Annotated in this window: 25 protein-coding genes; 5 read left to right on the plus strand and 20 right to left on the minus strand. The window is 59.4% G+C overall.

The genetic code is table 11. The features are described 5' to 3' along the window. Positions 1–62: 62 nt before the first annotated feature. Both ACKF11_RS14475 and ACKF11_RS14480 read right to left on the minus strand, forming a co-directional pair. Positions 63–1,058: an Lnb N-terminal periplasmic domain-containing protein gene (locus tag ACKF11_RS14475; RefSeq protein WP_407997645.1), complete on the minus strand. Its 996-nt coding sequence runs from the start codon at positions 1,056–1,058 to the stop codon at positions 63–65. A 9-nt stretch (positions 1,059–1,067) separates the two neighbouring features. Beyond that, the gene (locus ACKF11_RS14480; protein ID WP_407997646.1) at positions 1,068–1,730 is read right to left on the minus strand and encodes a TetR/AcrR family transcriptional regulator; all 663 of its coding nucleotides are present in this window, start codon (positions 1,728–1,730) and stop codon (positions 1,068–1,070) included. Positions 1,731–1,899: 169 nt separating this feature from the next. Between ACKF11_RS14480 and ACKF11_RS14485 the strand changes: the two genes are divergently transcribed. From ACKF11_RS14485 to ACKF11_RS14500, 4 genes are read left to right on the plus strand one after another with little or no spacing between them, the layout of a single operon-like run. Continuing rightward, complete coding sequence (locus ACKF11_RS14485) at positions 1,900–3,381, plus strand: efflux transporter outer membrane subunit (RefSeq protein ID WP_407997647.1); 1,482 nt, start codon at positions 1,900–1,902, stop codon at positions 3,379–3,381. A gap of 14 nt (positions 3,382–3,395) precedes the next feature. Then, a complete protein-coding gene (locus ACKF11_RS14490; RefSeq protein ID WP_407997648.1) occupies positions 3,396–4,466 on the plus strand; it encodes an HlyD family secretion protein in 1,071 nt (356 codons plus the stop codon). After that, positions 4,463–7,219 (plus strand): ribosome-associated ATPase/putative transporter RbbA, encoded by a 2,757-nt coding sequence (gene rbbA / locus ACKF11_RS14495; protein ID WP_407997649.1) that lies wholly within the window; start codon positions 4,463–4,465, stop codon positions 7,217–7,219. Before ACKF11_RS14490 ends, rbbA begins: the two co-directional genes overlap by 4 nt. A 39-nt stretch (positions 7,220–7,258) precedes the next feature. After that, the gene (locus tag ACKF11_RS14500) at positions 7,259–8,383 is read left to right on the plus strand and encodes an ABC transporter permease (RefSeq protein ID WP_407997650.1); all 1,125 of its coding nucleotides are present in this window, start codon (positions 7,259–7,261) and stop codon (positions 8,381–8,383) included. A gap of 48 nt (positions 8,384–8,431) precedes the next feature. Here ACKF11_RS14500 and rlmF read toward each other — a convergent pair whose 3' ends face one another. The 6 genes from rlmF to ACKF11_RS14530 are packed head-to-tail and all read right to left on the minus strand — an operon-like array spanning position 8,432 to position 11,878. Then, positions 8,432–9,430, minus strand: a complete 999-nt coding sequence (gene rlmF / locus ACKF11_RS14505) for a 23S rRNA (adenine(1618)-N(6))-methyltransferase RlmF (RefSeq protein WP_407997651.1) — start codon at positions 9,428–9,430, stop codon at positions 8,432–8,434. Positions 9,431–9,448: 18 nt separating this feature from the next. Then, positions 9,449–9,757: a putative quinol monooxygenase gene (locus ACKF11_RS14510; protein WP_407997652.1), complete on the minus strand. Its 309-nt coding sequence runs from the start codon at positions 9,755–9,757 to the stop codon at positions 9,449–9,451. After that, positions 9,758–10,351 (minus strand): class I SAM-dependent methyltransferase, encoded by a 594-nt coding sequence (locus ACKF11_RS14515; RefSeq protein ID WP_407997653.1) that lies wholly within the window; start codon positions 10,349–10,351, stop codon positions 9,758–9,760. 23 nt (positions 10,352–10,374) lie between these two features. Continuing rightward, a complete protein-coding gene (locus ACKF11_RS14520; RefSeq protein ID WP_407997654.1) occupies positions 10,375–11,331 on the minus strand; it encodes an alpha/beta hydrolase in 957 nt (318 codons plus the stop codon). Next, positions 11,328–11,633: a type II toxin-antitoxin system RelE/ParE family toxin gene (locus tag ACKF11_RS14525; protein WP_309566919.1), complete on the minus strand. Its 306-nt coding sequence runs from the start codon at positions 11,631–11,633 to the stop codon at positions 11,328–11,330. The genes ACKF11_RS14520 and ACKF11_RS14525 overlap by 4 nt, the downstream gene beginning before the upstream one ends. Continuing rightward, positions 11,621–11,878, minus strand: a complete 258-nt coding sequence (locus ACKF11_RS14530) for a type II toxin-antitoxin system Phd/YefM family antitoxin (RefSeq protein ID WP_309566918.1) — start codon at positions 11,876–11,878, stop codon at positions 11,621–11,623. Before ACKF11_RS14530 ends, ACKF11_RS14525 begins: the two co-directional genes overlap by 13 nt. Positions 11,879–12,004: 126 nt before the next feature. Here ACKF11_RS14530 and ACKF11_RS14535 point away from each other — a divergent pair, with 126 nt between their 5' ends. Then, positions 12,005–12,499 (plus strand): aminoacyl-tRNA deacylase, encoded by a 495-nt coding sequence (locus ACKF11_RS14535; RefSeq protein WP_407997655.1) that lies wholly within the window; start codon positions 12,005–12,007, stop codon positions 12,497–12,499. A gap of 43 nt (positions 12,500–12,542) precedes the next feature. Here the strand turns inward: ACKF11_RS14535 and ACKF11_RS14540 are convergent, their stop codons facing one another. The 12 genes from ACKF11_RS14540 to hpf all read right to left on the minus strand — a co-directional run bounded on the left by ACKF11_RS14540 (position 12,543) and on the right by hpf (position 21,922). Further along, positions 12,543–13,079: a YaeQ family protein gene (locus ACKF11_RS14540; RefSeq protein WP_407997656.1), complete on the minus strand. Its 537-nt coding sequence runs from the start codon at positions 13,077–13,079 to the stop codon at positions 12,543–12,545. 84 nt (positions 13,080–13,163) lie between these two features. Next, a complete protein-coding gene (locus ACKF11_RS14545; protein WP_407997657.1) occupies positions 13,164–13,418 on the minus strand; it encodes a putative hemolysin in 255 nt (84 codons plus the stop codon). Positions 13,419–13,478: 60 nt separating this feature from the next. Further along, a complete protein-coding gene (locus tag ACKF11_RS14550; RefSeq protein ID WP_407997658.1) occupies positions 13,479–13,952 on the minus strand; it encodes a hypothetical protein in 474 nt (157 codons plus the stop codon). 346 nt (positions 13,953–14,298) lie between these two features. Then, positions 14,299–14,673: a hypothetical protein gene (locus tag ACKF11_RS14555; protein WP_309566897.1), complete on the minus strand. Its 375-nt coding sequence runs from the start codon at positions 14,671–14,673 to the stop codon at positions 14,299–14,301. 65 nt (positions 14,674–14,738) lie between these two features. Then, positions 14,739–16,778 carry a M3 family metallopeptidase gene (locus tag ACKF11_RS14560; RefSeq protein WP_407997659.1) on the minus strand — a complete coding sequence of 680 codons (2,040 nt, stop codon included), beginning with the start codon at positions 16,776–16,778 and terminating at the stop codon, positions 14,739–14,741. A gap of 9 nt (positions 16,779–16,787) precedes the next feature. After that, the gene (locus tag ACKF11_RS14565; RefSeq protein ID WP_309566895.1) at positions 16,788–17,129 is read right to left on the minus strand and encodes a DUF4870 domain-containing protein; all 342 of its coding nucleotides are present in this window, start codon (positions 17,127–17,129) and stop codon (positions 16,788–16,790) included. A gap of 47 nt (positions 17,130–17,176) precedes the next feature. Beyond that, complete coding sequence (ptsP, locus tag ACKF11_RS14570) at positions 17,177–18,916, minus strand: phosphoenolpyruvate--protein phosphotransferase (RefSeq protein ID WP_407997660.1); 1,740 nt, start codon at positions 18,914–18,916, stop codon at positions 17,177–17,179. A 44-nt stretch (positions 18,917–18,960) separates the two neighbouring features. Further along, positions 18,961–19,230: an HPr family phosphocarrier protein gene (locus ACKF11_RS14575; protein WP_309566893.1), complete on the minus strand. Its 270-nt coding sequence runs from the start codon at positions 19,228–19,230 to the stop codon at positions 18,961–18,963. Next, positions 19,223–19,633 carry a PTS sugar transporter subunit IIA gene (locus ACKF11_RS14580; protein WP_309566892.1) on the minus strand — a complete coding sequence of 137 codons (411 nt, stop codon included), beginning with the start codon at positions 19,631–19,633 and terminating at the stop codon, positions 19,223–19,225. The genes ACKF11_RS14575 and ACKF11_RS14580 overlap by 8 nt, the downstream gene beginning before the upstream one ends. A 47-nt stretch (positions 19,634–19,680) precedes the next feature. Continuing rightward, entirely contained in the window at positions 19,681–20,523 is an 843-nt protein-coding gene (gene rapZ, locus ACKF11_RS14585) for an RNase adapter RapZ (RefSeq protein ID WP_309566891.1), read from the minus strand. Between the two features lie 3 nt (positions 20,524–20,526). Beyond that, positions 20,527–21,486 carry an HPr(Ser) kinase/phosphatase gene (hprK, locus tag ACKF11_RS14590; protein WP_309566890.1) on the minus strand — a complete coding sequence of 320 codons (960 nt, stop codon included), beginning with the start codon at positions 21,484–21,486 and terminating at the stop codon, positions 20,527–20,529. Positions 21,487–21,595: 109 nt separating this feature from the next. Further along, complete coding sequence (gene hpf / locus ACKF11_RS14595; protein WP_309566889.1) at positions 21,596–21,922, minus strand: ribosome hibernation-promoting factor, HPF/YfiA family; 327 nt, start codon at positions 21,920–21,922, stop codon at positions 21,596–21,598. Positions 21,923–21,942 lie beyond the last annotated feature (20 nt).

The raw sequence follows: 21,942 nt of genomic DNA on the forward strand, positions 1-21,942 counted from the left end.
CGACCAGCAGGGCGAACAACAGCCTCAAGGAAAGAAAAGATGGCAAACGCATATTTGGCAACTCACTCATGCATATTGTCTCGGATCAAGCGCGAAAAATCAGGGTCCTGGTCTGCCGCCTTGGCCCTATCGGTGATCCTTCCGTTCCGGCGCAATGTATCGAGAGGAAAGCGGGTGTCCAGGCCGCCGATACTGTAAAGGTATTCGGGCAGGTAGCCGGACAGCAATAGGCGGTAATCCATGGGCAGCCCCGGGATGATCTTGCGCACCATTTCATAGACCACCGTGGTGCAGTTGGCGGTCACCGTGTGGTAAAAGCGCGGCTTTGCCGCCAGTTGGTTCGCTTCGCCGGCGTACGCCAGGAATAGCTCGCGCATGGCTTCCTGCGGCATGCTGATGCGGTAGAGGTATACGTCCTCGCCGCGGATATTGGTGCGCACACGCACGATGTCGCGCTCGTCGGCCACGATCAGGCTGGTCTCGAACTGCTTGAAGAAGCCGCCGATTTCGGAAAAGGCTTCATGGCGCTCCTTGCGGATTTCCACCGAAAACACCAGGTAGCGGCCATCGCTGAATCCGAAGGATACCAAGGTGTGGGCAATGGCGGGACCAGTCCAGTAGGAAAGTAGCATATCCACGCTCCGGAGCTGGTCCAGGTCGTAGCGGCGTTGTTCCCATCGCGGCTTATAATCGGTTTCGCTGCGCCAATCGAAATTCCGCACGTGGCTGAATGTGACCACGCCTCCATCCTGAATTGCAGTCGTGGTCTCTGCAACATCGTCGGCCCATTCCCGCTCATTGGAAGGCGTGAAGCTCTGCCACCAGCCGAGCAAGCAGGCAAGAGCAGCAATATAGACAAAGCTCCCGCGCTTCGTGCCATGACGACGCACTGCGATCAGGCTGGCTCCGGCAATGCCTAGCCACCCCGCAATCGCCAGGAGTTTTAACAGCTGGATGGCCGGGAACTGGTAATAGAGCGCAAAAGCGCCCCAAACCACGCTCAATAAAAACACAAAGCCGAGCAGGAAACGGATGGCTAAATGAAAAAATTTTCCCATGAGCGCCAGTTACCGCGCGACAGTATGCGCGTCCAGCCCGGCCAGGATGAAACGCTTGATATGCCGGTGCAATGTAGCCGCCTCGCACGATGCGGAGGAAACGCAGTGCTCCAAGGCCTTGGCGTCTGCCATGTACGGAAACGAACACAAGGAAAACATGCTCAGGAAGCATTGGTCCACAATCGCGGAATCGGCGGGCGAACCCACGATCTCGCTCAATATCCGCTTGATGATAGTGACTTTTGGAGAGGCATCCTGGCTAAGATACTCCACGAACTCGGCCGAGGGAGAAGTCAGCTCCCTGAAAAACAGACGTATCTGCCAATCCTGCGAGGCCTGCGCCGCCAGGACCGTGTCCAGTATCTGCTCCAGCTTTTCCTTGGCCGGGCGCTGGCTTGCCGCAATTGCCTCCAGCATTTCCAGGCGCAGGATACGCTGCGTCACCTCCGTCAATATCTCACGGTACAGCCCGGCCTTGCTGCCGAAATGGTAGTTCACCGAGCCCACGGTGGCATTGGCGCGCTCGCAGATTTCCTTGCTCGTGGTGTCGCTGTAGCCGCGCTCGGCGAAAATCTCGCCAGCACGCTGCAAAAGCAGCTTGCGCGTGGCAAGTCCGTCGGAGCGGATTTCACGGCCCGCTAACGGTTGGCTTAATTGGGAAGAAGCATTCATGTTGTGCCCGATTAATGGTTGGCCGCTGCACTGAACCAAAATGCAGCCTGGCAAAAACAGTTTCAATTGTAATTGAAACTAGAGTAAAGTAACCATTGTTGAGTTTAGAAATTACTTGTATCAGGGTAGGCAAAAGCTTTCTTGCCCAGGCTAGCGAGATACGACAACAATGAAAACACCCACCCCTTTGCCGCAACCACGGAGCAGGCACCAGCACTGGCAGCTCGCAATTGCCGCCGTATGCCTCGTGCTCGCGGGCTGCAAATCCATGGCGCCCGATTATGAACGGCCTGCCGCGCCGGTGGCGGAACATTTCCCCCTGGCCGGCGCCGACATGGGCACCAATGCCGCCAGCCTGGCCTGGCAGGACTATTTCGCCGACGCCACCTTGCAAGGCCTGATCGGCGACGCGCTGGCAAACAACCGCGACCTACGCAGCGCGATTCAGCGGGTTGAAGGCGCGCGGGCGCTGTATGGCGTGCAACGGGCAGACTTGTTCCCAGGCCTCAACGCCCAGGGCAGCTTCGCCCGCTCGCGCACGCCGGAGGACATGAGCCTGATCGGGCGGCCCATGGTCCTGAGCGAATACCGCGCGGGATTCGGCATCAGCAACTGGGAGCTGGATTTCTGGGGACGCATCCGCAGCCTCAGGGATGCCGCGCTCGAAACCTTCCTCGCCGCCGAGTCTTCGCAGCGCGCTTCCGCCATCTCCCTGGTGGCGCAGGTGGCGAACAGCTACCTCAACCTGCGCGAGCTGGACCAGCGCATCCTGATTGCCGAGAAAACCATAGAAAGCCGCCAGGAATCGGTACGGATTTTCCAGCGCAGGTTCGATGTCGGCTCCACCTCCAAGCTCGACCTGAAGCAAGTGCAGGCGCTACTCGCCCAGGCGCAGACGCTGCTCTACCAATTGCAGCAATCCCGCGCCACCGAGCTCAACGCGCTCACCTTGCTGGTGGGCAAGCCCGTCGAGCTCGCTCCGGCCGGCCATGCCTTCTCCGAGACGAAGATGCTGCACCAGCTCAAGCCGGGACTGGCTTCCGAAGTGCTGACGCAACGCCCGGACATCATCGCCGCGGAACACCTTCTCAAGTCGGCCAACGCCAATATAGGCGCGGCGCGCGCGGCGTTCTTCCCGCGCGTCACGCTGACCACCTCGCTCGGCACCGCCAGCCGCGAGTTGAATGGACTGTTCGACGCAGGCAGCCACGCCTGGAGCTTCGCCCCCAGCGTTTCACTGCCGATTTTCGACGGCTGGCGCAACCGTTCCAACCTCGAGTTCGCCGAGGTCAGGCGCGACCTGGCCGTGACCAGCTACGAGCAAACCATCCAGACCGCCTTCCGCGAGGTGGCGGACGCCCTGGCCGCCCAACATGGCATACGGCAGCAACTGGTCAGCCAGCAGGAGATGCTGGATGCCCAGGCGGAACGCGCCCGCCTCGCCAAGCTGCGCTACGACCATGGCGCCACCTCTTATTTCGAAGTGCTGGACGCCGAGCGCAGTCTGCTGGACGTTGAACAGCAGCTGGTGCAAATGCAGCGCGCCCTCTTCTCCAGCCAGGTCAGCCTGTATGCCGCGCTGGGCGGCGGGTCGCAATCCATTGCCGCATCCTCGCCCATCACTCCCACCAGCCGGCAGCCCGCCAATTGAACGGATCACGCCATATGAACCCAACAATCAAGAAATTCGCCCCGCTCGTGATCATTGCCGCATTGGCCGCCGCCGGCTTTTATGCCTGGCAGGCCATGAACGGCAATAACAACACCGAAGGCCTCGCCAGCGGCAACGGACGGATAGAAGCCATAGAAATCGATGTCGCCACCAAGCTGGCAGGCCGCGTCGACGAGATCCTGGTCAACGAGGGCGATTTCGTCGAGAAGGGGCAACCGCTTGCCAACATGCAAGTGCAAGTGCTGGATGCGCAGCGCGATGAAGCGCGCGCGCAACACCAGCAGGCGCTCAACAGCGTAGTGGCCGCTCAGGCGCAGGTCGCCTTGCGCGAAAGCGACAAGCGCGCCACGCAAGCGCTGGTGACACAGCGCGAGAGCGAGCTCGACGCCGCCCAGCGCCGCCTGGCGCGTTCCGAGACGCTCTCGGCCGAAGGCGCTTCCTCCATCCAGGAACTGGACGACGACCGCGCCAGGGTGCGCAGCGCACAGGCCGCCGTCGAGGCCGCCAAGGCGCAAGTCGCCGCATCGCAGGCCGCCATCGATGCGGCCAAGGCGCAGGTGATAGGCGCCAGCTCAACCGTGGCAGCGGCGGAAGCCACCATTGCCCGCATCGAGGCCGACATCACCGACAGCCAGCTTACCTCGCCCCGCGCCGGCCGCGTGCAGTATCGCGTGGCGCAGCCGGGCGAAGTACTCGCCGGCGGCGGCAAGGTGCTCAACCTGGTCGACCTCTCGGACGTCTATATGACCTTCTTCCTGCCTGAAGCCGCCGCAGGCAAGCTGGCGATGGGCGCGGAGGCGCGCATCATCCTCGATGCCGCGCCGCAGTACGTCATCCCTGCCACGATTTCCTTTGTCGCCAGCACCGCGCAATTCACGCCCAAGACCGTGGAAACCGAGAGCGAGCGGCAAAAGCTGATGTTCCGTGTCAAGGCGCAGATAGACCGCGAGCTGCTGCAGAAGCACCTGAAACTGGTCAAGACCGGCCTGCCCGGCGTGGCCTGGGTCAAGGTGGACAACCAGGCGGAATGGCCGGCTGAACTGGCGGTGAAAGTACCGGAGTGAGCGGCACCCGGCAGCAGACAGCGCCTGTGGTCCGCTTGCAGGATGTCAGCCTGCATTACGGCAAGGTCACGGCGCTGGACGGCATCAGCCTCGAGATCCCGGCCGGCTGCATGGTGGGCATGATAGGCCCGGACGGCGTCGGCAAGTCCAGCCTGCTGTCGCTGGTGGCGGGCGCCAGGGCGGTGCAGGCGGGCAAGGTGGAGGCGCTGGGCGGCGATATGTCCAGCAAGCAGCACCGCGACGATGTCTGCCCGCGCATCGCCTACATGCCGCAAGGCCTGGGCAAGAACCTCTACCCGACATTGTCGGTGGAGGAAAACCTGCAGTTCTTCGGCCGCCTGTTCGGCCATAATGCGCAGGAACGCAGGCGGCGCATCGACGACCTCACGCGCAGCACCGGCCTGCAGAAATTCCTCGACCGACCGGCAGGCAAGCTTTCCGGCGGCATGAAGCAGAAGCTGGGCCTGTGCTGCGCGCTGATTCACGACCCGGACCTGCTGATCCTTGACGAGCCCACCACCGGCGTCGACCCGCTCGCCCGCGCCCAGTTCTGGGACCTGATCGAGCGCATCCGCCAGGAAAGAAACAGCATGAGCGTCATCGTCGCCACGGCCTACATGGACGAGGCGCAGCGCTTCGACTGGCTGGTGGCGATGGACGACGGCCAGGTGTTGGCGACCGGCACACCGCAGGAACTGCTTGAACGCACGGGCTCCGCTTCCCTCGAAACCGCGTTCATCGCGCTGCTGCCCGAGGAAAAGAAGCAAGGCCACCAGGAAGTCACGATTCCGCCGTTGCCCGAGGGCGACGGCAGCGACGCGGACATCGCCATCGAGGCCAAGGACCTCACCATGCGCTTCGGCGATTTCGTCGCCGTCGACCACGTCAGCTTCCGCATCCGCCGCGGCGAGATTTTCGGCTTTCTCGGCTCCAACGGCTGCGGCAAGTCCACCACTATGAAGATGCTCACCGGCCTGCTGCCTGCCAGCGAAGGGCAGGCCTGGCTGTTCGGGCACGAAATCGACCCCAGGGATATAGACACCCGCCGCCGCGTCGGCTACATGTCGCAGGCGTTTTCGCTCTACACCGAGCTGACCGTGCGGCAGAACCTGGTACTGCATGCCCGCCTGTTCCACGTGCCGGAAGCGGACATTCCCGCCCGCGTGGATGAAATGGTGCAGCGCTTCGACCTGGAAGAAGCGCTCGACAGCCTGCCGGACGGCTTGCCGCTCGGCATCCGCCAGCGTCTGTCGCTGGCCGTCGCCATGGTGCACAAGCCCGAGCTGCTGATCCTCGACGAGCCGACCTCCGGCGTCGACCCAGTCGCCCGCGACAACTTCTGGCGCCTGCTGATTGAGCTATCGCGCCGCGACCGGGTCACGATCTTCATCTCCACCCACTTCATGAACGAGGCCGAGCGCTGTGACCGCATGTCCTTGATGCATGCGGGCAAGGTGCTGGTCAGCGACACACCTGCCAACATCGTCGCGCAACGCAACGCCGATACGCTGGAGCAGGCCTTTATCGACTACCTGGTGGAAGCAGGTGGCGGCACCGATCCCTCCACTCAGCAAGACAGCAATACAACGCCAGATATTACGCAAAGCAGCCACCAGGCTCCGCATCGGTTTTTCAGCATCAACCGCATGTTCAGCTACCTCTGGCGCGAAATGCTGGAGCTGCAGCGTGACCCGGTACGCGGCGGCCTCGCCCTGGCGGGCTCGATGCTGCTCATGTTCGTCATGGGCTTCGGCATCAGCATGGATGTCGAGGACCTGACCTATGCGGTGCTGGACCGCGACCAGACCACGCTGAGCCAGAACTATGCGCTCAACCTTTCCGGCTCGCGCTACTTTATTGAAAAGCCGCCGATCCGGGACTACCAGGAGCTGGACCAGCGCATGCGCAGCGGCGAACTGTCCCTCGCTATCGAGATACCACCCGGTTTCGCCCGCGACGTGCAGCGCGGCAGCCGGGTCGAAATCGGCGCCTGGGTGAATGGCGCCATGCCGCAGCGCGCCGAGACGGTGCAGGGCTATGTGCAAGGGATGCACCAGCAATGGCTGCAGCAACAGGCGCAGGAGCGCCTAGGCGTCACAGTTGCAAGCGCAGCCACCATAGAGACGCGCTACCGCTACAACCCCGACGTGCGCAGCCTGCCCGCGATGGTGCCTGCGGTGATCCCGCTGCTGCTGCTCATGCTGCCCGCCATGCTGTCCGCTCTGTCCGTGGTGCGCGAGAAGGAGCTGGGCTCCATCATCAACCTCTACGTGACGCCGGTGACCCGCACCGAGTTTCTGCTCGGCAAGCAATTGCCCTATGTCGCGCTCGCCATGCTGAATTTCCTGCTGATGGTATTGCTCGCCGTGACCGTGTTCGACGTGCCGGTCAAGGGCAGCTTCGCCACGCTGGCGCTGGCGGCCTTCCTCTATTGCATCGTGGCCACCGGCATCGGCCTGCTCGCCTCCACCTTCACCCGCAGCCAGATTGCCGCGCTGTTTTTCACCATGATCGCCTCCATCGTCCCGGCGGTGCAGTTCGCCGGCATGCTCAACCCGGTATCGTCGCTGGAAGGCGCCGGCCGCATCATCGGCGAAATATACCCGACCACCTATATGCTGATCATCACGCGCGGCGTGTTCAGCAAGGCGCTGGATTTCTCCGACCTGCACGCCTTGTTCTGGCCGCTGCTGGTCGCCATTCCCGTGGTGCTGGTGACGACCATCCTCCTGCTGAAGAAACAGGATAAATGACATGAAGCGCCGCCCGACTCCATTCGAGAACATCGCCCCATGCGCCATCTAGCCAACATCTACCGGCTGGGCGTCAAGGAGCTCTGGAGCCTGATCCGCGACCCGATCATGCTGGTGCTGATCGGCTACACCTTCACGCTCATGATCTACAGCTCGGCCACCGCGGTGCCGGAAACCCTGCACAAGGCCCCGATCGCTATCGTCGACGAGGACGCCTCGCCCTTGTCCGCGCGCATCATCTCCGCGTTCTACCCGCCGCACTTTTCTACGCCGCCGCTGATCACGCAAAGCCAGATCGACCCGGGCATGGATGCCGGCGACTACACGTTCGCCCTGCATATCCCGCCCGACTTCCAGCGCGACGTGCTGGCCGGCAAATCGCCCGCGCTACAGCTCAACGTCGACGCCACGCGCATGTCGCAGGCCTTTTCCGGCAACCGCTATATCCAGGAAATCGTGCTCACCGAGGTCAACGAATTCGTGCAACGCTATCGCAGCGCAACCGAACTCCCGGTCGAGCTGGCGCTGCGCATGCGCTTCAACCCCAGCCTGATCCAGGCATGGTTCGGCGCCATGAACGAAATCATCAACAACATCACCATGCTCTCCATCATCCTCACCGGCGCGGCGCTGATCCGCGAGCGCGAGCATGGCACCATCGAACACTTATTGGTCATGCCGGTCACGCCGACCGAGATCATGCTGGCCAAGGTCTGGTCCATGGCCTTGGTGGTATTGATGGCCTCGACCTGCTCACTGGTGTTCGTCGTCGAAGGCTTGCTGAAGGTGCCCATCCAGGGCTCGATCGGCCTGTTCCTGCTGGGCGCCACTCTGCACCTGTTCGCCACCACCTCGATGGGCATCTTCATGGCGACGCTGGCGCGCAACATGCCGCAGTTCGGCATGCTGATGATCCTGACCCTGCTGCCGTTGCAAATGCTTTCCGGCGGCCTCACGCCGCGCGAAAGCATGCCGGAATTCGTGCAGAACATCATGCTGCTGGCGCCGACCACCCACTTCGTGGAACTGGGCCAGGCGATATTGTTCCGCGGCGCCGGGCTGGATGTGGTGTGGGGTTCTTTCCTGGCGCTGCTGCTGATCGGCACCGTGCTGTTCATCGTCTCGCTGACGCGTTTCCGCAATACGATCAGCCGCATGGCTTAGAACCTGTTTACGACAGGCAATCTAGCCAGGAGCGCTCGCCGAGTTTTGTCAGACATCCCGCCAGCGCTGGCGGCTCCATGCGCGCTGGCTGGCTTTGTCGTGAAACGTCCAGGCAACGAAACGGCTTTTCTTCTGTCCCTGCGCCATCTCGACTGTCTTCACCTTGCAAGCACCCGCCGCCCTCAGGCTGCGGTATACCGCCGACAACGTCGCGGCCTTGGATACCAGCGTGGTAAACCAGAGGCATTGCGCGCCAATCGCTGCGCTCTCCTTGACCATGCGGCCGATGAACGCTTCTTCGCCGCCTTCGCAATAGAGCTCGGCGGCCTGTCCGCCAAAATTGAGCTTATTGCCTGCCCTGGCTGGTTTCATGCCTTTGTCCGCGGGCTTGCCGCGGCTGCGCTCCAGGTTATGCCACTTGCGCTGCGTCCCCGCTATGGCTGCCGCCTGGGATGCATGGAACGGCGGATTGCACATGGTCAGGTCGAAACGCTCATTTCCTTGCACCACCCCGGAGAAAACCGCCCCTGCATTGGGCTGCAAGCGCAATTCGACCGCCCCGGCAAGGCTGGGATTGGCGGCCACGATCCCTTGCGCATTTTCCAGCGCCTCGGCATTGATGTCGGTGCCGACGAAATGCCAGCCGTACTCCCTTTGCCCGACGATGGGATACACCAGGTTGGCGCCTGTGCCGATATCCATCACCCTGACGTTGCCGCCATACGGAATGTTCCCATCATTGCCTGCGGCCAGCAGGTCCGCCAGGCAATGCACGTAATCCGCCCGGCCGGGAATCGGCGGACAGAGGAATTGCGGCGGGATGTCCCATTCCGCAATGCCGTAATAATGCTTGAGCAAGGCCTGGTTCAGGGTCTTGACCGCCTGCGCGTCGGCAAAGTCGATGCTGGCATCCTGATATTGATTAAGCCTGACAAATGCTGCCAGGGCAGGATGGGCTTCGACCAGCAACGCAAAATCGTAGCGCTGGCGGTGCCGGTTACGCGGATGCAGGCCGGATTTCTCGTCCGGGACGGAACGCTGGCTCATAGGCTGGTTATGGACGCGCTATCTTGCGAACGCATCCATGAGCAGGAATATCCCTTCCTGCCGCCGGTACTGGTTGATGGCCGGCACCAGCCGGCGGAAATGCTCGGTCTGGCAATGGGTGTCCAACGCCGCCCGGTCAGGCCACTCCTCGACAAAGATGAAATGGCCGGGGTCTTTCTGGTTGGTGAACAGGTCGTACGCAATGCATAACGGTTCCTGCCGGGTCTTCTCGACCAGCTCCGCATACAGCGGCGCTACCACGTCAATGTATTCCGGCTTGATAAAATCCTCGGCGATCACCTTCAACATGGCAACTTGTTCTTTCATCTATATGGTTGGCTTGACTGCTATCGCCTGCACCACCGAGGCCAGTCCGGTATGGTAAGCGCCCTCCACCACCTCGCGTTCCACTTCTTGCAGCCAATCGAAGCTGAATCCATGCAATGCGTGGCTCAGTACAGCTTGCGTCATCATGGCGTCCGCGTCCTTGCCGCCGCCGGTGCCGTACTCCAACTGCTCCGGCGTATAGGCCTCCAGCAGGAATACCCCGCCGGGCTTCAGCCCCTTGACGATCTTGGGGAAGACGACGGCCTTCAAGCCCGACGGCATGGGACAGAAAATCGAGACGATGCCGTCCCATTGCTGCTCGCCGAAATCGAAACTGGCGAGGTCGGCATGGATGCATTCAATCGCGACGCCATTCTCCCTGGCGAGCTTCCTCGCCTTTTCCAGCCCGACGGCGGAACCGTCCATCGCCGTCACGGCATATCCCTGCCTGGCAAGGAATACCGCATTGCGCCCTTCCCCCTCGGCAATGCTCAGTACCTTGCCCTGGGGAATGGCGCGGAAATGCGCCGCGAGGAAAGTATTCGCGGTCTTGCCGTAGGCATAAGCCTCGGTATCGTATCGTTCGTCCCACATAGTGGTGTGCTCCAGCTTTATTGCTAATCCAGCTTGCCGCCCTGGCGGATGAACTTAGCCAGTATCGCAATCAACTCCGGCATGACAGGCAGCTCTGGCTGGGTGTAGGTATTCCAGTTCTGCGCCCTGTCCGGCACGGACTTCTTGAAAATGTGGTTCATGCCATCAATCGAAACCACTGTCGCCCTTTGGTTAGCAGCTCCCAATAACCATGCATCCTCTTCCTCCACCTGGATATCCGCCGTCCCCTGCACCACCAGCACCGGCATCTTCAACTTGGCGATCTCCTTGGCGGGATCGTACTTGAACCACGAAATCAGGTACGGCTGCACGCTGGGCCGGAACAATGCCTGCAGGGCGGGATTTACCGGCTCTACCGTCTTGCCCCGCTTCAGCCTCTCGATCACAGGCAACGCCATGGACTGGATCTCGGCAGGCTGGGTAGCCAATTGCATCTGCAGCAATTGGTCGGCGGGCCTGCCCGGCCCGGCAATGGAAACAAAGTTCGCCACCTTGGCCTGCCGCGCAGCCAGCATGCCGAGCAGCGCCCCCTCGCTGTGGCCGATCACGGTGACCTTGCCGAAGCGCTTGTCCCACGCAAGCCATTTCACCCAGTCCCGCACATCGGCGGCATATTGCTCAAAACGCAAATCCTCCTCCCTGGGCGCGGCACTCATGCTCCGGCCCACGCCGCGCTTGTCATAGCGCAAGCTCGCAATCCCGTATTGTGCCAACGCGCCGGATAGCTGCAATAAGGCATTGTGATGCAGGCCGGGCTGGTTGCCATTCCTGTCCGTCGGGCCAGACCCTGCCACCAGGAGAACCACCGGCATGCCGCGTTTCGCCTCGGGCACCAGCAATGTTCCCTCGAGAACGCCGTTGGCGGTTTGCAATTGCACGACGGCCTCTTCCACGGCTGCATGTGCAACGCCCTGCATGAAAACCATCAGCCACGTCGCCATCAACAAGCGCCAATTCATTCCTGATGCTCCAGCCAATATTGGCGCAATTGCCTTTCTTCGCGCATGACGTGCAAAATCAAGACCGTACCACGCTCTTGGCGGTAAAAAACCCGGCAAGGCGGGCATACGACTTCACGATAGACCGAATCGGGCAATTCAGGCGGCACCCGGCCAGACTGGGGAAACTGCGCCAGCTTCTCTACGCTGTCGAATACATTCCCTACCAGCTTGCGTGCCGCGTCAGGTTTATCCAGCGCAATATATTCGGCAATTTCATCCAGTTGATCCAATGCCGGAGACGTCCAGATTATTTCAGCCATTTTTGCATACGGTCCCTGGCTTGCTCGTGCGTCAAAGTGCGTTGCTCAAGCACGGCCCGCTCACCCTTGGCCAGCGCCTCCAGCAATGCCAGCCTGCGTTGCATGAACTCGTAATCCTGCACATCCACCAGATACGCAGACGGCTGCCCATGCTCCGTGATCAGCACCGCTTCCTTCGACGCATGCAAATCTGCGAGAATCTTGGTAGCCTGGCGTTTCAGGTTGGTCACCAATTCGACTTTCATTCCAAGATCTCCAACATTAAAAGTATCACTATAGTATCACTTGTTAAGCAGCAAGAAGCGATTCAATTCACGTGGCATCAACAGTATGATCTAAGCTGGATATTCATTTTATTGCCAAGGCACCCAATGACTACAACATTTACCTCTCCCGTCACCAACCTCCTGAACGCCCAGTCCGTCCCGTTCACTGTCATTGAAATCCCGCTAAGTGAAGACAAGAAACCGGTGCGCAACCTGGAAGAACTATTGGAAGGCCAGGGGCTGGACCCTAAATCGGTGGTGCGCAGCGTGCTGTTCCGCACCGGCTCGGACCAGTTCATCCTGCTCGCCGTTGCTGGCGGCGGCCGTGCCGACTGGGCCATCCTGCGCAACCACCTCAACGAGCGCAAACTGCGCATGGCGGAATACGATGAAGTGCCCGAGGCGACCGGCTATGTCGTCGGCGCCGTGCCGCCGGTCGCCCTGCCAGAGGGGCTCAAGGTGTTGGTGGACAACAGCGTGAAGGATTATGAAACCGTGGTGATAGGCAGCGGCGTGCTGGGTTACGCCCTGGCGCTGAAAGGGGCGGATTTGCTGAAAATGTTGGACGATGCGGAACAGGGCAGCTTTGCCAAGGCATGACTGATTAAAGACGCAATTGCAGACGGATGAAAAGTGGAGATGGCTACTTCCACTTGTCGCACTGCAATTCCACACTGCGCTCGCCGTCGCTCAGCCAGACCTGGCCGTCCTGGATCGTGCACTGCAATTGCATGGTGCGCTGCGCCAACTCTGCCAGTGCTTGTGTCTGTTCCTGCGGCAAGTTGAACACGCTCAGATTCCTGAGCCGCGCAAACGCATTGCGGTTCTGCTCGAACCACATCTCCGCCGTGCGGCCGCCGTAGGCATAGACCAGCACTTCATCCGCGCGCCCGCAGGCTTTTCGGATCAACCTTTCATCCGGCAACCCCACGTCAATCCACTGCTCGATCTTGCCTGTGAGATCCTTGCGCCAGATATCCGCTTCATCATCGTCCGTCATGCCCTGGCCAAATGCCAGCAGCTCGTGCGCTTGCAATGCAAACGCGAGCAAGCGCACCATCATGCGTTCATCCGTCTCGGAAGGATGACGCGCCAACGTCAACGCATGGTCGTGGTAATAATGCCGCTCCATGTCCGCGATCTGCAGATTGGCTTTAAATACGGTGGATTTGAGCGCCATGGCATGCCTGGATGAAATGAATGAAGGGGCAGAGCTTAACGCATGTAAGGCAAAAGTAACTACAACATGATAGTCATCAAGCGATTATTTACCGGATGGCGGGTTGTCGCGCCGGAACAGGGCCCACTCCTCAATGACCGTGCCATCCGGCAAATGGCACATGCCGATCGTTCCGCCAGACGCATTCTGTTGGAACTCAATCTTGCCGCCCTTGTTGACGCAATAAACAGAAGCGGGATTCGCCATGTCAAGTTTAGCGGGCTTTTGTCCACTGTCGGAAGAACAACCTGCCATGACAGAACATGTCATCAGGAATAAAGATGCTCGAAAAATCATCATCCAAAAGTGCCTTTCTTAGGTAACCAGAGAACGCCACATCGCATCATGGCATGCAATTGTTTACTTAATGATCATCCGGCCTTTTTCAAGAATCGGGGCGGATAAATCCGTTGGAGCATTGCTGGCGACGCTCAACTGAGAGATGGTATAGCGCAACACCGGTTGCAAAGGCACACCTGCATTACCAAGAATCGCAACCTGCAATTCCGGATCAAGCGGCTGTTCCGCCAGCTTGTACCGTGCATCATCCAGCTCTATCACGGCATGATCCTCAAGCACTCTTGCCGCCTTGAGCAAGGGCTCGACCCCCTCCTTGGAAAACAACAGGAAATCCAACGAGAACAGCTGTGAAGGAGGCCGGCGGACATCAACAGCATCTCGCGGAGACGTTTGGCTGCGCAAATCTTGTGAGGAAGCGATTCTCCAAGGCCATATCACTATCCGGGTGCGAACCTTCTTGGGATGGCCAACTCCGACCGATAACGTCGTGTCGCTTTCGATACGACTACGAATGGCAGCAATGACATCGTCCATGGGCTTGCCTTTGCGATTATGACATCAGAATACTTTAGCACCGTGACTGCATTACTTGTTATTCAGGAGTAAATTCATGCCTACTGTAGATGCCTTGAAAGCGAGTTCGGCAAGTTCCTTCCCACATTGGTGATCCAATGCAGATCAATTCAATGAACACCCCTGTATCACTGTGCTAACTATTACCAGCGCATTAGTGGAGGCCCCGCTATTGCGCGTGACTATCCATCCTGACAAGAAAAAGGAGTTACATGAAAATTTTTATCGGAAAGCGAAGATAATTTATTGAGCTTAGAATATGGCGTATTGCTCGTTGATAGTTGCGGCTCCTAATTGCATTGCGCCCTTAATTAAATACCCACTGTATTGAGTTTCCGCTTATTTGACGTCGTATAAAGCCCATACGTCCGAAAATTGGCCCAAGAAATGACAAGTGTCTCGGTGTTACATTGCCCGTTTCAATAACAAATCGTTGCGCCAGTACCCATTCACCAATAGACCCTGGTGTTGGATCAGATTGGTGTATTCCTGCAGTTATGATGCCATTCTGAGTGGCAGCCATATTCCTTGCTTGTTCAAGAATTGCATGAAAAATTTCCCAAGTAATCACATATGAAGCATTTTCATTTGTATGATGTAAGCGTATGCCATCCGCTGTTGCAGTCCATACAAAACGTTTTTGTGCATTCGGCACTCTGTGCCAAGTAGATTCATCTATCATACTAAATTCATCCAGTTAATCTTAAAGGAAATTCTTATATCATACAGATATAAAAATTCCGCCTTTTAAGCCGTCATCCCGTTATGCCGTAACAAGGCATCAATATTCGGCTCCCTGCCCCGGAACGCGATGAACGACTCCAGCGCAGGACGGGAGCCGCCTTGCGCAAGTATCTCGTTCCAGAAGCGCTTGCCGGTTTCCGCGGAAAGCACGCCGTTTTCCTCGAACATGCTGTAGGCATCGGCAGAAAGCACTTCCGCCCATTTGTAGCTGTAATAGCCGGCCGCATAGCCGCCCGCGAAGATGTGCGAGAAGTTGTTGGGGAAGCGATTCCACTTGGGCGGACGCACCACGGCGACTTCGTCGCGAATGGCCTCAATGAGCGTGAGCGCAGTGGTGGTGTCGTATTCGCTGAAATCGGAATGCAGGCGCATGTCGAACAGGGAGAACTCGATTTGGCGCACGGTCTGCATGCCGGCCTGGAAGTTCTTGGCGGCGACCATCTTATCGAAGAGTGCTTTTGGCAAGTGTTCGCCGGTATCGACGTGCTTGGTCATGTGGCGCAGCACGTCCCACTCCCAGCAGAAGTTTTCCATGAACTGGCTGGGCAGTTCCACGGCATCCCATTCCACGCCCTTGATGCCTGACACGCCGTAATCCTCGACGCGGGTCAGCATATGGTGCAGGCCGTGGCCAAACTCGTGGAACATGGTGATAACTTCGTCATGCGTGAATAGGGCGGGTTTGCCGCCGACCGGCGCGGAGAAGTTGCAGGTGAGGTAGGCCACGGGAATTTCGACGCCGTGGTTCTTCCTGCGGCGGGTGATGGCTTCGTCCATCCAGGCGCCGCCGCGCTTGTTGTTGCGCGCGTAGAGGTCGAGGTAGAACTGACCGACCGGCTCGCCTGCCGGGGTAGTGATTTCGTAGAAACTGACGTCCTTGTGCCAGACCGGCGCTTGCTTCTTGCGCACCTGCAGGCCGAAGATGGTCTCGGTGACCTTGAACAGGCCTTGCAGCACTTGCTGTTCGGGGAAGTATTGCTTCACTTCCTGGTCGGAGAACGCGTACTTTTCCTCGCGCAGTTTCTCGGAGGCGTAGGCGATATCCCAGGCTTGCAGCTCGGGCAAGCCCAGTTTCTCGGCGGCATATTGATTGAGTTCCTGCATGTCGCGCTCGGCGAAGGGCTTGGCGCGCTTGGCGAGGTTGTTGAGGAACTCTTCCACCTGGGCCGGGGTTTCCGCCATCTTGGTGGCGAGCGAGGTTTCGGCATAGTTGCTGTAGCCCAGCAACACGGCGGCCTCATGGCGCAGCGTGAGGAGTTTGCTGATGATCCTGGTGTTGTCCCACTCCGGCTTGCCGAACTCTGAGGCGCGGGTCGCGTAGGCACGGTAGAGCGTCTCGCGCAGCTCGCGGTTGTCGCCGTATTGCAGCACCGGCATGTAGGAAGGGAAGTGCAGGGTGAATTTCCAGCCGGTTTTTTCATCGGCCTTGGCGGCTTCGGCCGCAGCCTGCAAGACGTCTTGCGGGATGCCTTTCAATTGGGCTTCGTCCTCGATGAACAAGGCGTAGTCGTTGGTGGTGTCGAGCAGGTTTTCCTCGAACTTGGCGGCCAGGGTGGAAAGCTCTTCCTGAATCGCCTTGAAGCGCGCCTTTTTGTCTTCAGGCAATTCAGCGCCGCCGAGGCGGAAATCGCGCAGTTCGTTATCGACAATCTTGCGCTGGGCGGTGTTGAGCTTGCCGTAATCGGCGCTGGCACGCAAGGCGCGGAATTTGGCGTACAGGCGCTCATCCTGCGAGAGGTCGGCATAGAACGCGGTCAGCTTGGGCAGGTTCTCGTTGTAGGCCTCGCGCAGTTCGGGGCTGTTGACGACGGCATTGAGGTGGCCGACTTGCGACCAGGCGCGCGAGATCTGCTCTTCGAAATCTTCCAGCGGCCGCACGAAGCTTTCCCAGGTAGGCGGCGCGGCTTCCGCCACCAGCGTTTCGACCAGTGCCTTGCCCTTTTCCAGCAAGTGGTCTACGGCGGGGGTGACGTGCTCGGCCTTGACTTGGTCGAATTGGGGCAGGCTGGAAAAATCCAGCAATGGGTTGTTGGCAATGCTCACTTGGAATCCTTAACTAATCAATCGCAATGTAAACGGGTAGCGGTATTCCTGCCCCTGGCTCGCGGCAATGGCGGCCAGCACGCACAGGATGAGGTTGGCGATCCAGAGGATGCCAGCCAGTACGAAACCGACGAGTATCACCATCAATATGGAGCTGATGGCATACCCTATCAAGAGGGTGATCTGGAAATTCAGCGCTTCGCGCGCTTGCTCGCCGATAAAGGGGCTGCTGTCCTTTTTCAGCAGCCAGACGAAAAGTGCAGGAAACAGGCTGAACACCGTGCCCGCCAGATGGGTGACCACGGCGATGTTCTTTTCGTCCGCGCTGGGAACTGGAATCAGGTTGCTCATGGTGGAATTCCCCTCAGAAATGAATGGCCGAAACAGCAGTATATGGACTACTGATTGAGTTTTTCCAGCAAAGGTTCGATCTTGTCCATATCGTAGGCGTTCATGATCTTGCGTGCCAGCGCGGCAATGGCCTGCAGCTCGGTCTGCAGCACCTGGCGCTTGATGGTCAGCACGTGCGACGGGTGCATGGAGAACTGGCGCAAGCCCATGCTGAGCAATAGCCGCGTGAAATGGATGTCGCCCGCCATTTCGCCGCACACCGATACCGGCTTGCCCAGCTTGTTGCCGGCCTTGATCGTCATCTCGATCAGCTTGAGCACGGCGGGATGCGAAGGCTTGTAGAGATGCGATACCGAGTCGTCGGTACGGTCGATTGCCAATGAATACTGGATCAGGTCATTGGTGCCTATGGAGAGGAAATCCAGTTCGCGCGCAAAAGCCTCGGCATTGATAGCCGCTGCGGGAATCTCGATCATGCCGCCCAGCTTGATCCCTTCGTCGAACGGGACGTTTTCCGCGCGCAGGCTTTCCTTGGCGCGTTCCAGCAAGATGGTCGTCTGCCTCAATTCCAGCAGCGACGACAGCATGGGAATCAGGATCTTGATCTTGCCGTAATGCGATGCGCGCAGGATGGCGCGCAACTGGGTATGGAAAATCTGCGGTTCGGACAGGCAGAGGCGGATGGCGCGCAAACCCAGCGCGGGATTGGTGCAGCTGCGCGCGGCATCCGGGTTCATCTGCTTGTCGGCGCCCAGGTCGAGGGTGCGGATCGTCACCGGCATGCCCTTCATCATTTCCGCCACCGTGCGATAGGCCGCGAACTGTTCTTCCTCGTCCGGCATCTCGCGCTGGTTCATGAATAGGAACTCGGTTCTGTAAAGCCCGATGCCGGTAGCGCCCACTGCCTTGGCCTTGGCGACGTCGGAAGGCACTTCGATGTTGGCGTGCAGCTCGACTTCAACCCCGTCCAGGGTCACCGCCTTGGTCAGCTTGAGGCGCTTGAGCTTTTGCTGCTCCAGCTCCCATTCCTCCTGGCGCAGGCGGTATTCGGCCAGGGTATCCTTATCCGGGTTGACGATGACGATGCCATGGTTGCCGTCGACGATGATGAGCTCGCCGTCGCGGATCAAGTCGCGAGCGCGGTGCAGCGCCACAATCGACGGGATGCTCAGGCTACGCGCGAGAATGGCGGTATGCGAGGTCGCGCCGCCCACGTCGGTAATGAACGCGGCAAACTGGTGGTGCTTGAACTGGATGGCGTCGGCAGGCGACACGTCGTATGCCACGAGTATCTGCGCGCTTTCGTCCGGGCGCACCGACTCGCTGGGATGCCCAAGCAAGACCTTAATGATGCGCTCCACCACCTGCACCACGTCCTGCTTGCGCTCGCGCAGGTATTCGTCCTCGATCAGCTCGAATTGCGCCACCAGCTCGTGCATCTGCTGCTTCAATGCCCATTCGGCATTGCACAGCTCCTGCTCGATGATGGCCTTGGGCTCTTCCGACAAGTGCTTGTCGGCCAGGATCATCAAGTGCGTGTTGATGAAGGCCGCCAGCTCGGCCGGCGCGTTGGCCGGCAACTGCTCGCGCACCGCTTCCAGGTCGTGCCTGACACGCTCCAGCGCTTGTTCGAAGCGGATGATTTCAGCGACCAGCGCCTTTTTCGGGATCTGGTAATGCACCACCTCGACCAGGGCGTTGGTGACGAGGTGGGCGTTGCCGATGGCGATGCCGCCCGACACGCCGACGCCGTGCATGGAGAAACTGACCTTGCTGCTCTGGGCCATGGAAGGTTATTCCTGAGGGGGGAGGAAAAACATGGTCGGGACGGTTATTCCGGCTCGCCGAAACGGTCGTTGATGAGTTTCACGAGGGCATCCATGGCGGCCTGCTCGTCGCTGCCGTTGGTTTCGAGCGTCACTTTGCTCCCCTTGCTTGCCGCCAGCATCATCACGCCCATGATGCTCTTGGCGTTGACCCGCCTACCGTTGCGCTCGATCCAGATTTCGCAGGCATGCTGGCTGGCAGTCTGCGTGAGCTTGGTCGATGCGCGGGCGTGCAAGCCCAGTTTGTTGATGATTTCTATTTCTTGTTTAATCATGATGCTTACATGCGTCCTTGGAAAAATGTACCACCCCGTCACGCCCGCCGCTGATGGATTTCTCCACCAGGGTCATGATGCCGTTGCCCTGCCGGTAGGTGAGCGCCCGCACCAGCATGGGCAGGTTGACCCCGGCTACGCCCTCGACATGGCCCGGGATCAGCAACTTCGTCACTAGGTTGCAGGGCGTGGCCCCGTAGATATCGGAAAGTATCAGCACCCCCTGCCCCTCGTCCAGCTCCCTGATCATTTGTTGGGCCTGCGGCAGCAGCCCGCCCGGGTCGTCATGCGTGCCGACGCCGAGCTGCCTCAATAACGGCGGGCGCGAGCCCATGACGTGGCTTGCACAGTGAATCAGGCTTTCGCCCAGCGTTCCGTGGGCAATGATGAGTATACCTATCATGCTTTGTATCCCGTATCCTCAGGAGCTCTCCGGCTGGCGACGCCAGCCTAGTTTTTCTCCAGTGACCTATGCCGTACCAGCACGCGGTATTGCTGATGACGGAAATGCGCGGCCAGGCGCTCTGCGAAATAGACCGAACGGTGCTGGCCGCCCGTGCAGCCGATCGCCACGGTCAGGTAGCTGCGGTTGTCGGCAATGAAGCTGGGTAGCCAGCGCTCGATAAAACCACGGATATCGTCGTACATGCCGTGCACGCTGTCGTGACATTCGAGAAAGTCACATACAGGCTTGTCTTGCCCCGTCTGCGGCCTGAGCTCCAGATCATAATAGGGGTTGGGCAGGCAACGCACGTCAAACACGTAATCCGCGTCCAGCGGAATGCCATGCTTGAAGCCGAATGAAGAGAACAGCAGGATCAGTTCGCCGTTCTTCTGCGTCACGAATTCCTTGACCCAGTTGCGCAAGGCGTTGGCGCTGAGGCTGCTGGTATCGATGCGCAACCCCAGGTCCACCAACGGCTCCAGCAAATGGCGCTCGTGGCTGATGCTTTCCGCCAGGGTGCTGGTATCGCTGCTCAATGGATGGCGGCGGCGCGTTTCGCTGTAGCGCTTGACCAGGGTCTCGACATTGGCCTCCAAGAAAAGCACCTGTACTTCGATACCCTCGCCCTTGAGCTTGCGGATGTTGCCGGGCAGCGCCTCGAGCGAGGCGCTGCGGGTATCGATGCTGATCGCCACCCGTTCGTGGTTGCCCTGGCTCAGGTGCTCCGAAGCCTGGGGCAGCAAGGTGGCAGGCAGGTTGTCGATGCAATAGTAGCCGCTGTCCTCCAGCATCTTGAGTACGATGCTCTTGCCTGAACCCGAAAGACCGGTCACGATCACAAGCTGCATGGCCTATTCCGCCTCTGGCTTGAGTTTCCGGGAAGTACGCGCCATTTCTCGGTGCTGGCGCTGCATGAACTGCTTAGTGCCGTTGATGCCGCGCAGCAGCAGCATGTGGTTGCGCACGGCCACCTCCACCAGCACGGCGATATTGCGCCCGGCGGCCACCGGGATCACGACCTTGGGAATTTTGACCTCAAGGATTTTTTCATGCTGGGATTTGATCTTGAGCCGGTCCAGCGGCACCATGGTATCGGCCATTTCCAGTTGCACGATCAAGTCGAGCGGCTTGGTCGGCTTGACGGCGTTGTCGCCGAACAAGGCGCGGATATTGAGTACGCCCAATCCACGCACCTCGAGGAAATCCTGCAGCAACGGCGGGCAACGCCCTTCGAGCCGGTCAGGGGCGATACGGTAGAAATCGACGATATCATCCGCCACCAGGCGGTGCCCACGCGAGATCAGCTCCAGCGCCAGCTCGCTCTTGCCGATCGCCGGGGTGCCCTTGATCATGAGGCCGAAGCCCTGCACTTCCATGAACACGCCGTGCAGGCTTTCCGATACCGCCACGGCCTGGGCAAGATAGTGGCTCAATACATCCATGAGGCCGGGGCTGCGCAACGGGGAGGTAAACAATGGGGTGCTGAACTCGTCGGAGGCGGCCACCAGTTCGTCCGGCGCTTCTTCGCCATTGGCCACGATGATGGCCGCCAAGTCGGCTGAGAACAGGTTTTTGATGGCCTGGAACAATTCTCGCGCCTTGAGGCTGCGCAAATAATCCATCTCTGCGCACCCCAGCACCTGCACGCGGTTGGGATGCACGAAATTCAGATGACCAACCAGCGCCAGGGACGGCTTGGTCACGGTTTCACTGGTCAGGGGGTTATCGCCGCCGGCTAACCCTGCTACCCATTTCAGCTTGAGCTTGCGGCGCGTATCCTTGTAAAGCTGGGTAACACTGATTTCAGCCATGTGTGCTTAATACCTTGGGAATGAACAAGCGGAAGGATATGCTGCAAGAGCGCCAAATCCATGCATGAAAAACAGACTTGGCACTCTTTTGCAGCATTTCACGAGGAGGTTACTCGACCGCCTGGTGCTTCAGACCTCCGGATGCCTGGTTGTGGTTGCTGACTTTTTCCTTATGCTTCACTACCTGGCGGTCCAGCTTGTCCGCCAGCGAGTCAATCGCGCTGTACATGCTTTCCGCCCCGCATTCCGCGTGCAGGTCGTTGCCCGGCACATGCAAGGTGGCTTCCGCCTTTTGCACCAGTTTCTCCACGCTCAGCGTGACCTTGAGGTCAATCACATGGTCAAAGTGATTGCTGAGTCGGGCCAGCTTGGACTGCACATATTCGCGCAGGGCTGGGGTAACGTCGAGGTGATGTCCTGTCAGGTGCAAATTCATAACGCTCTCCTTACTTGAAA

The sequence above is a fragment of the Methylobacillus draconifructus genome, from assembly GCF_045984385.1.
Lineage (GTDB): Bacteria > Pseudomonadota > Gammaproteobacteria > Burkholderiales > Methylophilaceae > Methylobacillus > Methylobacillus flagellatus_A.

Bases quoted from the DNA above. Each gene is read 5' to 3' on its own strand.
- hprK (WP_309566890.1), bottom strand. From the start codon at position 21,486: ATGGCTGAAATCAGTGTTACCCAGCTTTACAAGGATACGCGCCGCAAG.
- ACKF11_RS14480 (WP_407997646.1), bottom strand. From the start codon at position 1,730: ATGAATGCTTCTTCCCAATTAAGCCAACCGTTAGCGGGCCGTGAAATC.
- ACKF11_RS14525 (WP_309566919.1), bottom strand. From the start codon at position 11,633: ATGGCTGAAATAATCTGGACGTCTCCGGCATTGGATCAACTGGATGAA.
- ACKF11_RS14540 (WP_407997656.1), bottom strand. From the start codon at position 13,079: ATGGCGCTCAAATCCACCGTATTTAAAGCCAATCTGCAGATCGCGGAC.
- ACKF11_RS14545 (WP_407997657.1), bottom strand. From the start codon at position 13,418: ATGATGATTTTTCGAGCATCTTTATTCCTGATGACATGTTCTGTCATG.
- ACKF11_RS14550 (WP_407997658.1), bottom strand. From the start codon at position 13,952: ATGGACGATGTCATTGCTGCCATTCGTAGTCGTATCGAAAGCGACACG.
- ACKF11_RS14580 (WP_309566892.1), bottom strand. From the start codon at position 19,633: ATGATAGGTATACTCATCATTGCCCACGGAACGCTGGGCGAAAGCCTG.
- ptsP (WP_407997660.1), bottom strand. From the start codon at position 18,916: ATGGCCCAGAGCAGCAAGGTCAGTTTCTCCATGCACGGCGTCGGCGTG.
- ACKF11_RS14520 (WP_407997654.1), bottom strand. From the start codon at position 11,331: ATGAATTGGCGCTTGTTGATGGCGACGTGGCTGATGGTTTTCATGCAG.
- ACKF11_RS14530 (WP_309566918.1), bottom strand. From the start codon at position 11,878: ATGAAAGTCGAATTGGTGACCAACCTGAAACGCCAGGCTACCAAGATT.
- ACKF11_RS14565 (WP_309566895.1), bottom strand. From the start codon at position 17,129: ATGAGCAACCTGATTCCAGTTCCCAGCGCGGACGAAAAGAACATCGCC.
- ACKF11_RS14510 (WP_407997652.1), bottom strand. From the start codon at position 9,757: ATGAAAGAACAAGTTGCCATGTTGAAGGTGATCGCCGAGGATTTTATC.
- ACKF11_RS14535 (WP_407997655.1), top strand. From the start codon at position 12,005: ATGACTACAACATTTACCTCTCCCGTCACCAACCTCCTGAACGCCCAG.
- ACKF11_RS14500 (WP_407997650.1), top strand. From the start codon at position 7,259: ATGCGCCATCTAGCCAACATCTACCGGCTGGGCGTCAAGGAGCTCTGG.
- ACKF11_RS14555 (WP_309566897.1), bottom strand. From the start codon at position 14,673: ATGATAGATGAATCTACTTGGCACAGAGTGCCGAATGCACAAAAACGT.
- ACKF11_RS14515 (WP_407997653.1), bottom strand. From the start codon at position 10,351: ATGTGGGACGAACGATACGATACCGAGGCTTATGCCTACGGCAAGACC.
- ACKF11_RS14575 (WP_309566893.1), bottom strand. From the start codon at position 19,230: ATGATTAAACAAGAAATAGAAATCATCAACAAACTGGGCTTGCACGCC.
- rlmF (WP_407997651.1), bottom strand. From the start codon at position 9,430: ATGAGCCAGCGTTCCGTCCCGGACGAGAAATCCGGCCTGCATCCGCGT.
- rapZ (WP_309566891.1), bottom strand. From the start codon at position 20,523: ATGCAGCTTGTGATCGTGACCGGTCTTTCGGGTTCAGGCAAGAGCATC.
- ACKF11_RS14490 (WP_407997648.1), top strand. From the start codon at position 3,396: ATGAACCCAACAATCAAGAAATTCGCCCCGCTCGTGATCATTGCCGCA.
- ACKF11_RS14475 (WP_407997645.1), bottom strand. From the start codon at position 1,058: ATGGGAAAATTTTTTCATTTAGCCATCCGTTTCCTGCTCGGCTTTGTG.
- ACKF11_RS14485 (WP_407997647.1), top strand. From the start codon at position 1,900: ATGAAAACACCCACCCCTTTGCCGCAACCACGGAGCAGGCACCAGCAC.
- hpf (WP_309566889.1), bottom strand. From the start codon at position 21,922: ATGAATTTGCACCTGACAGGACATCACCTCGACGTTACCCCAGCCCTG.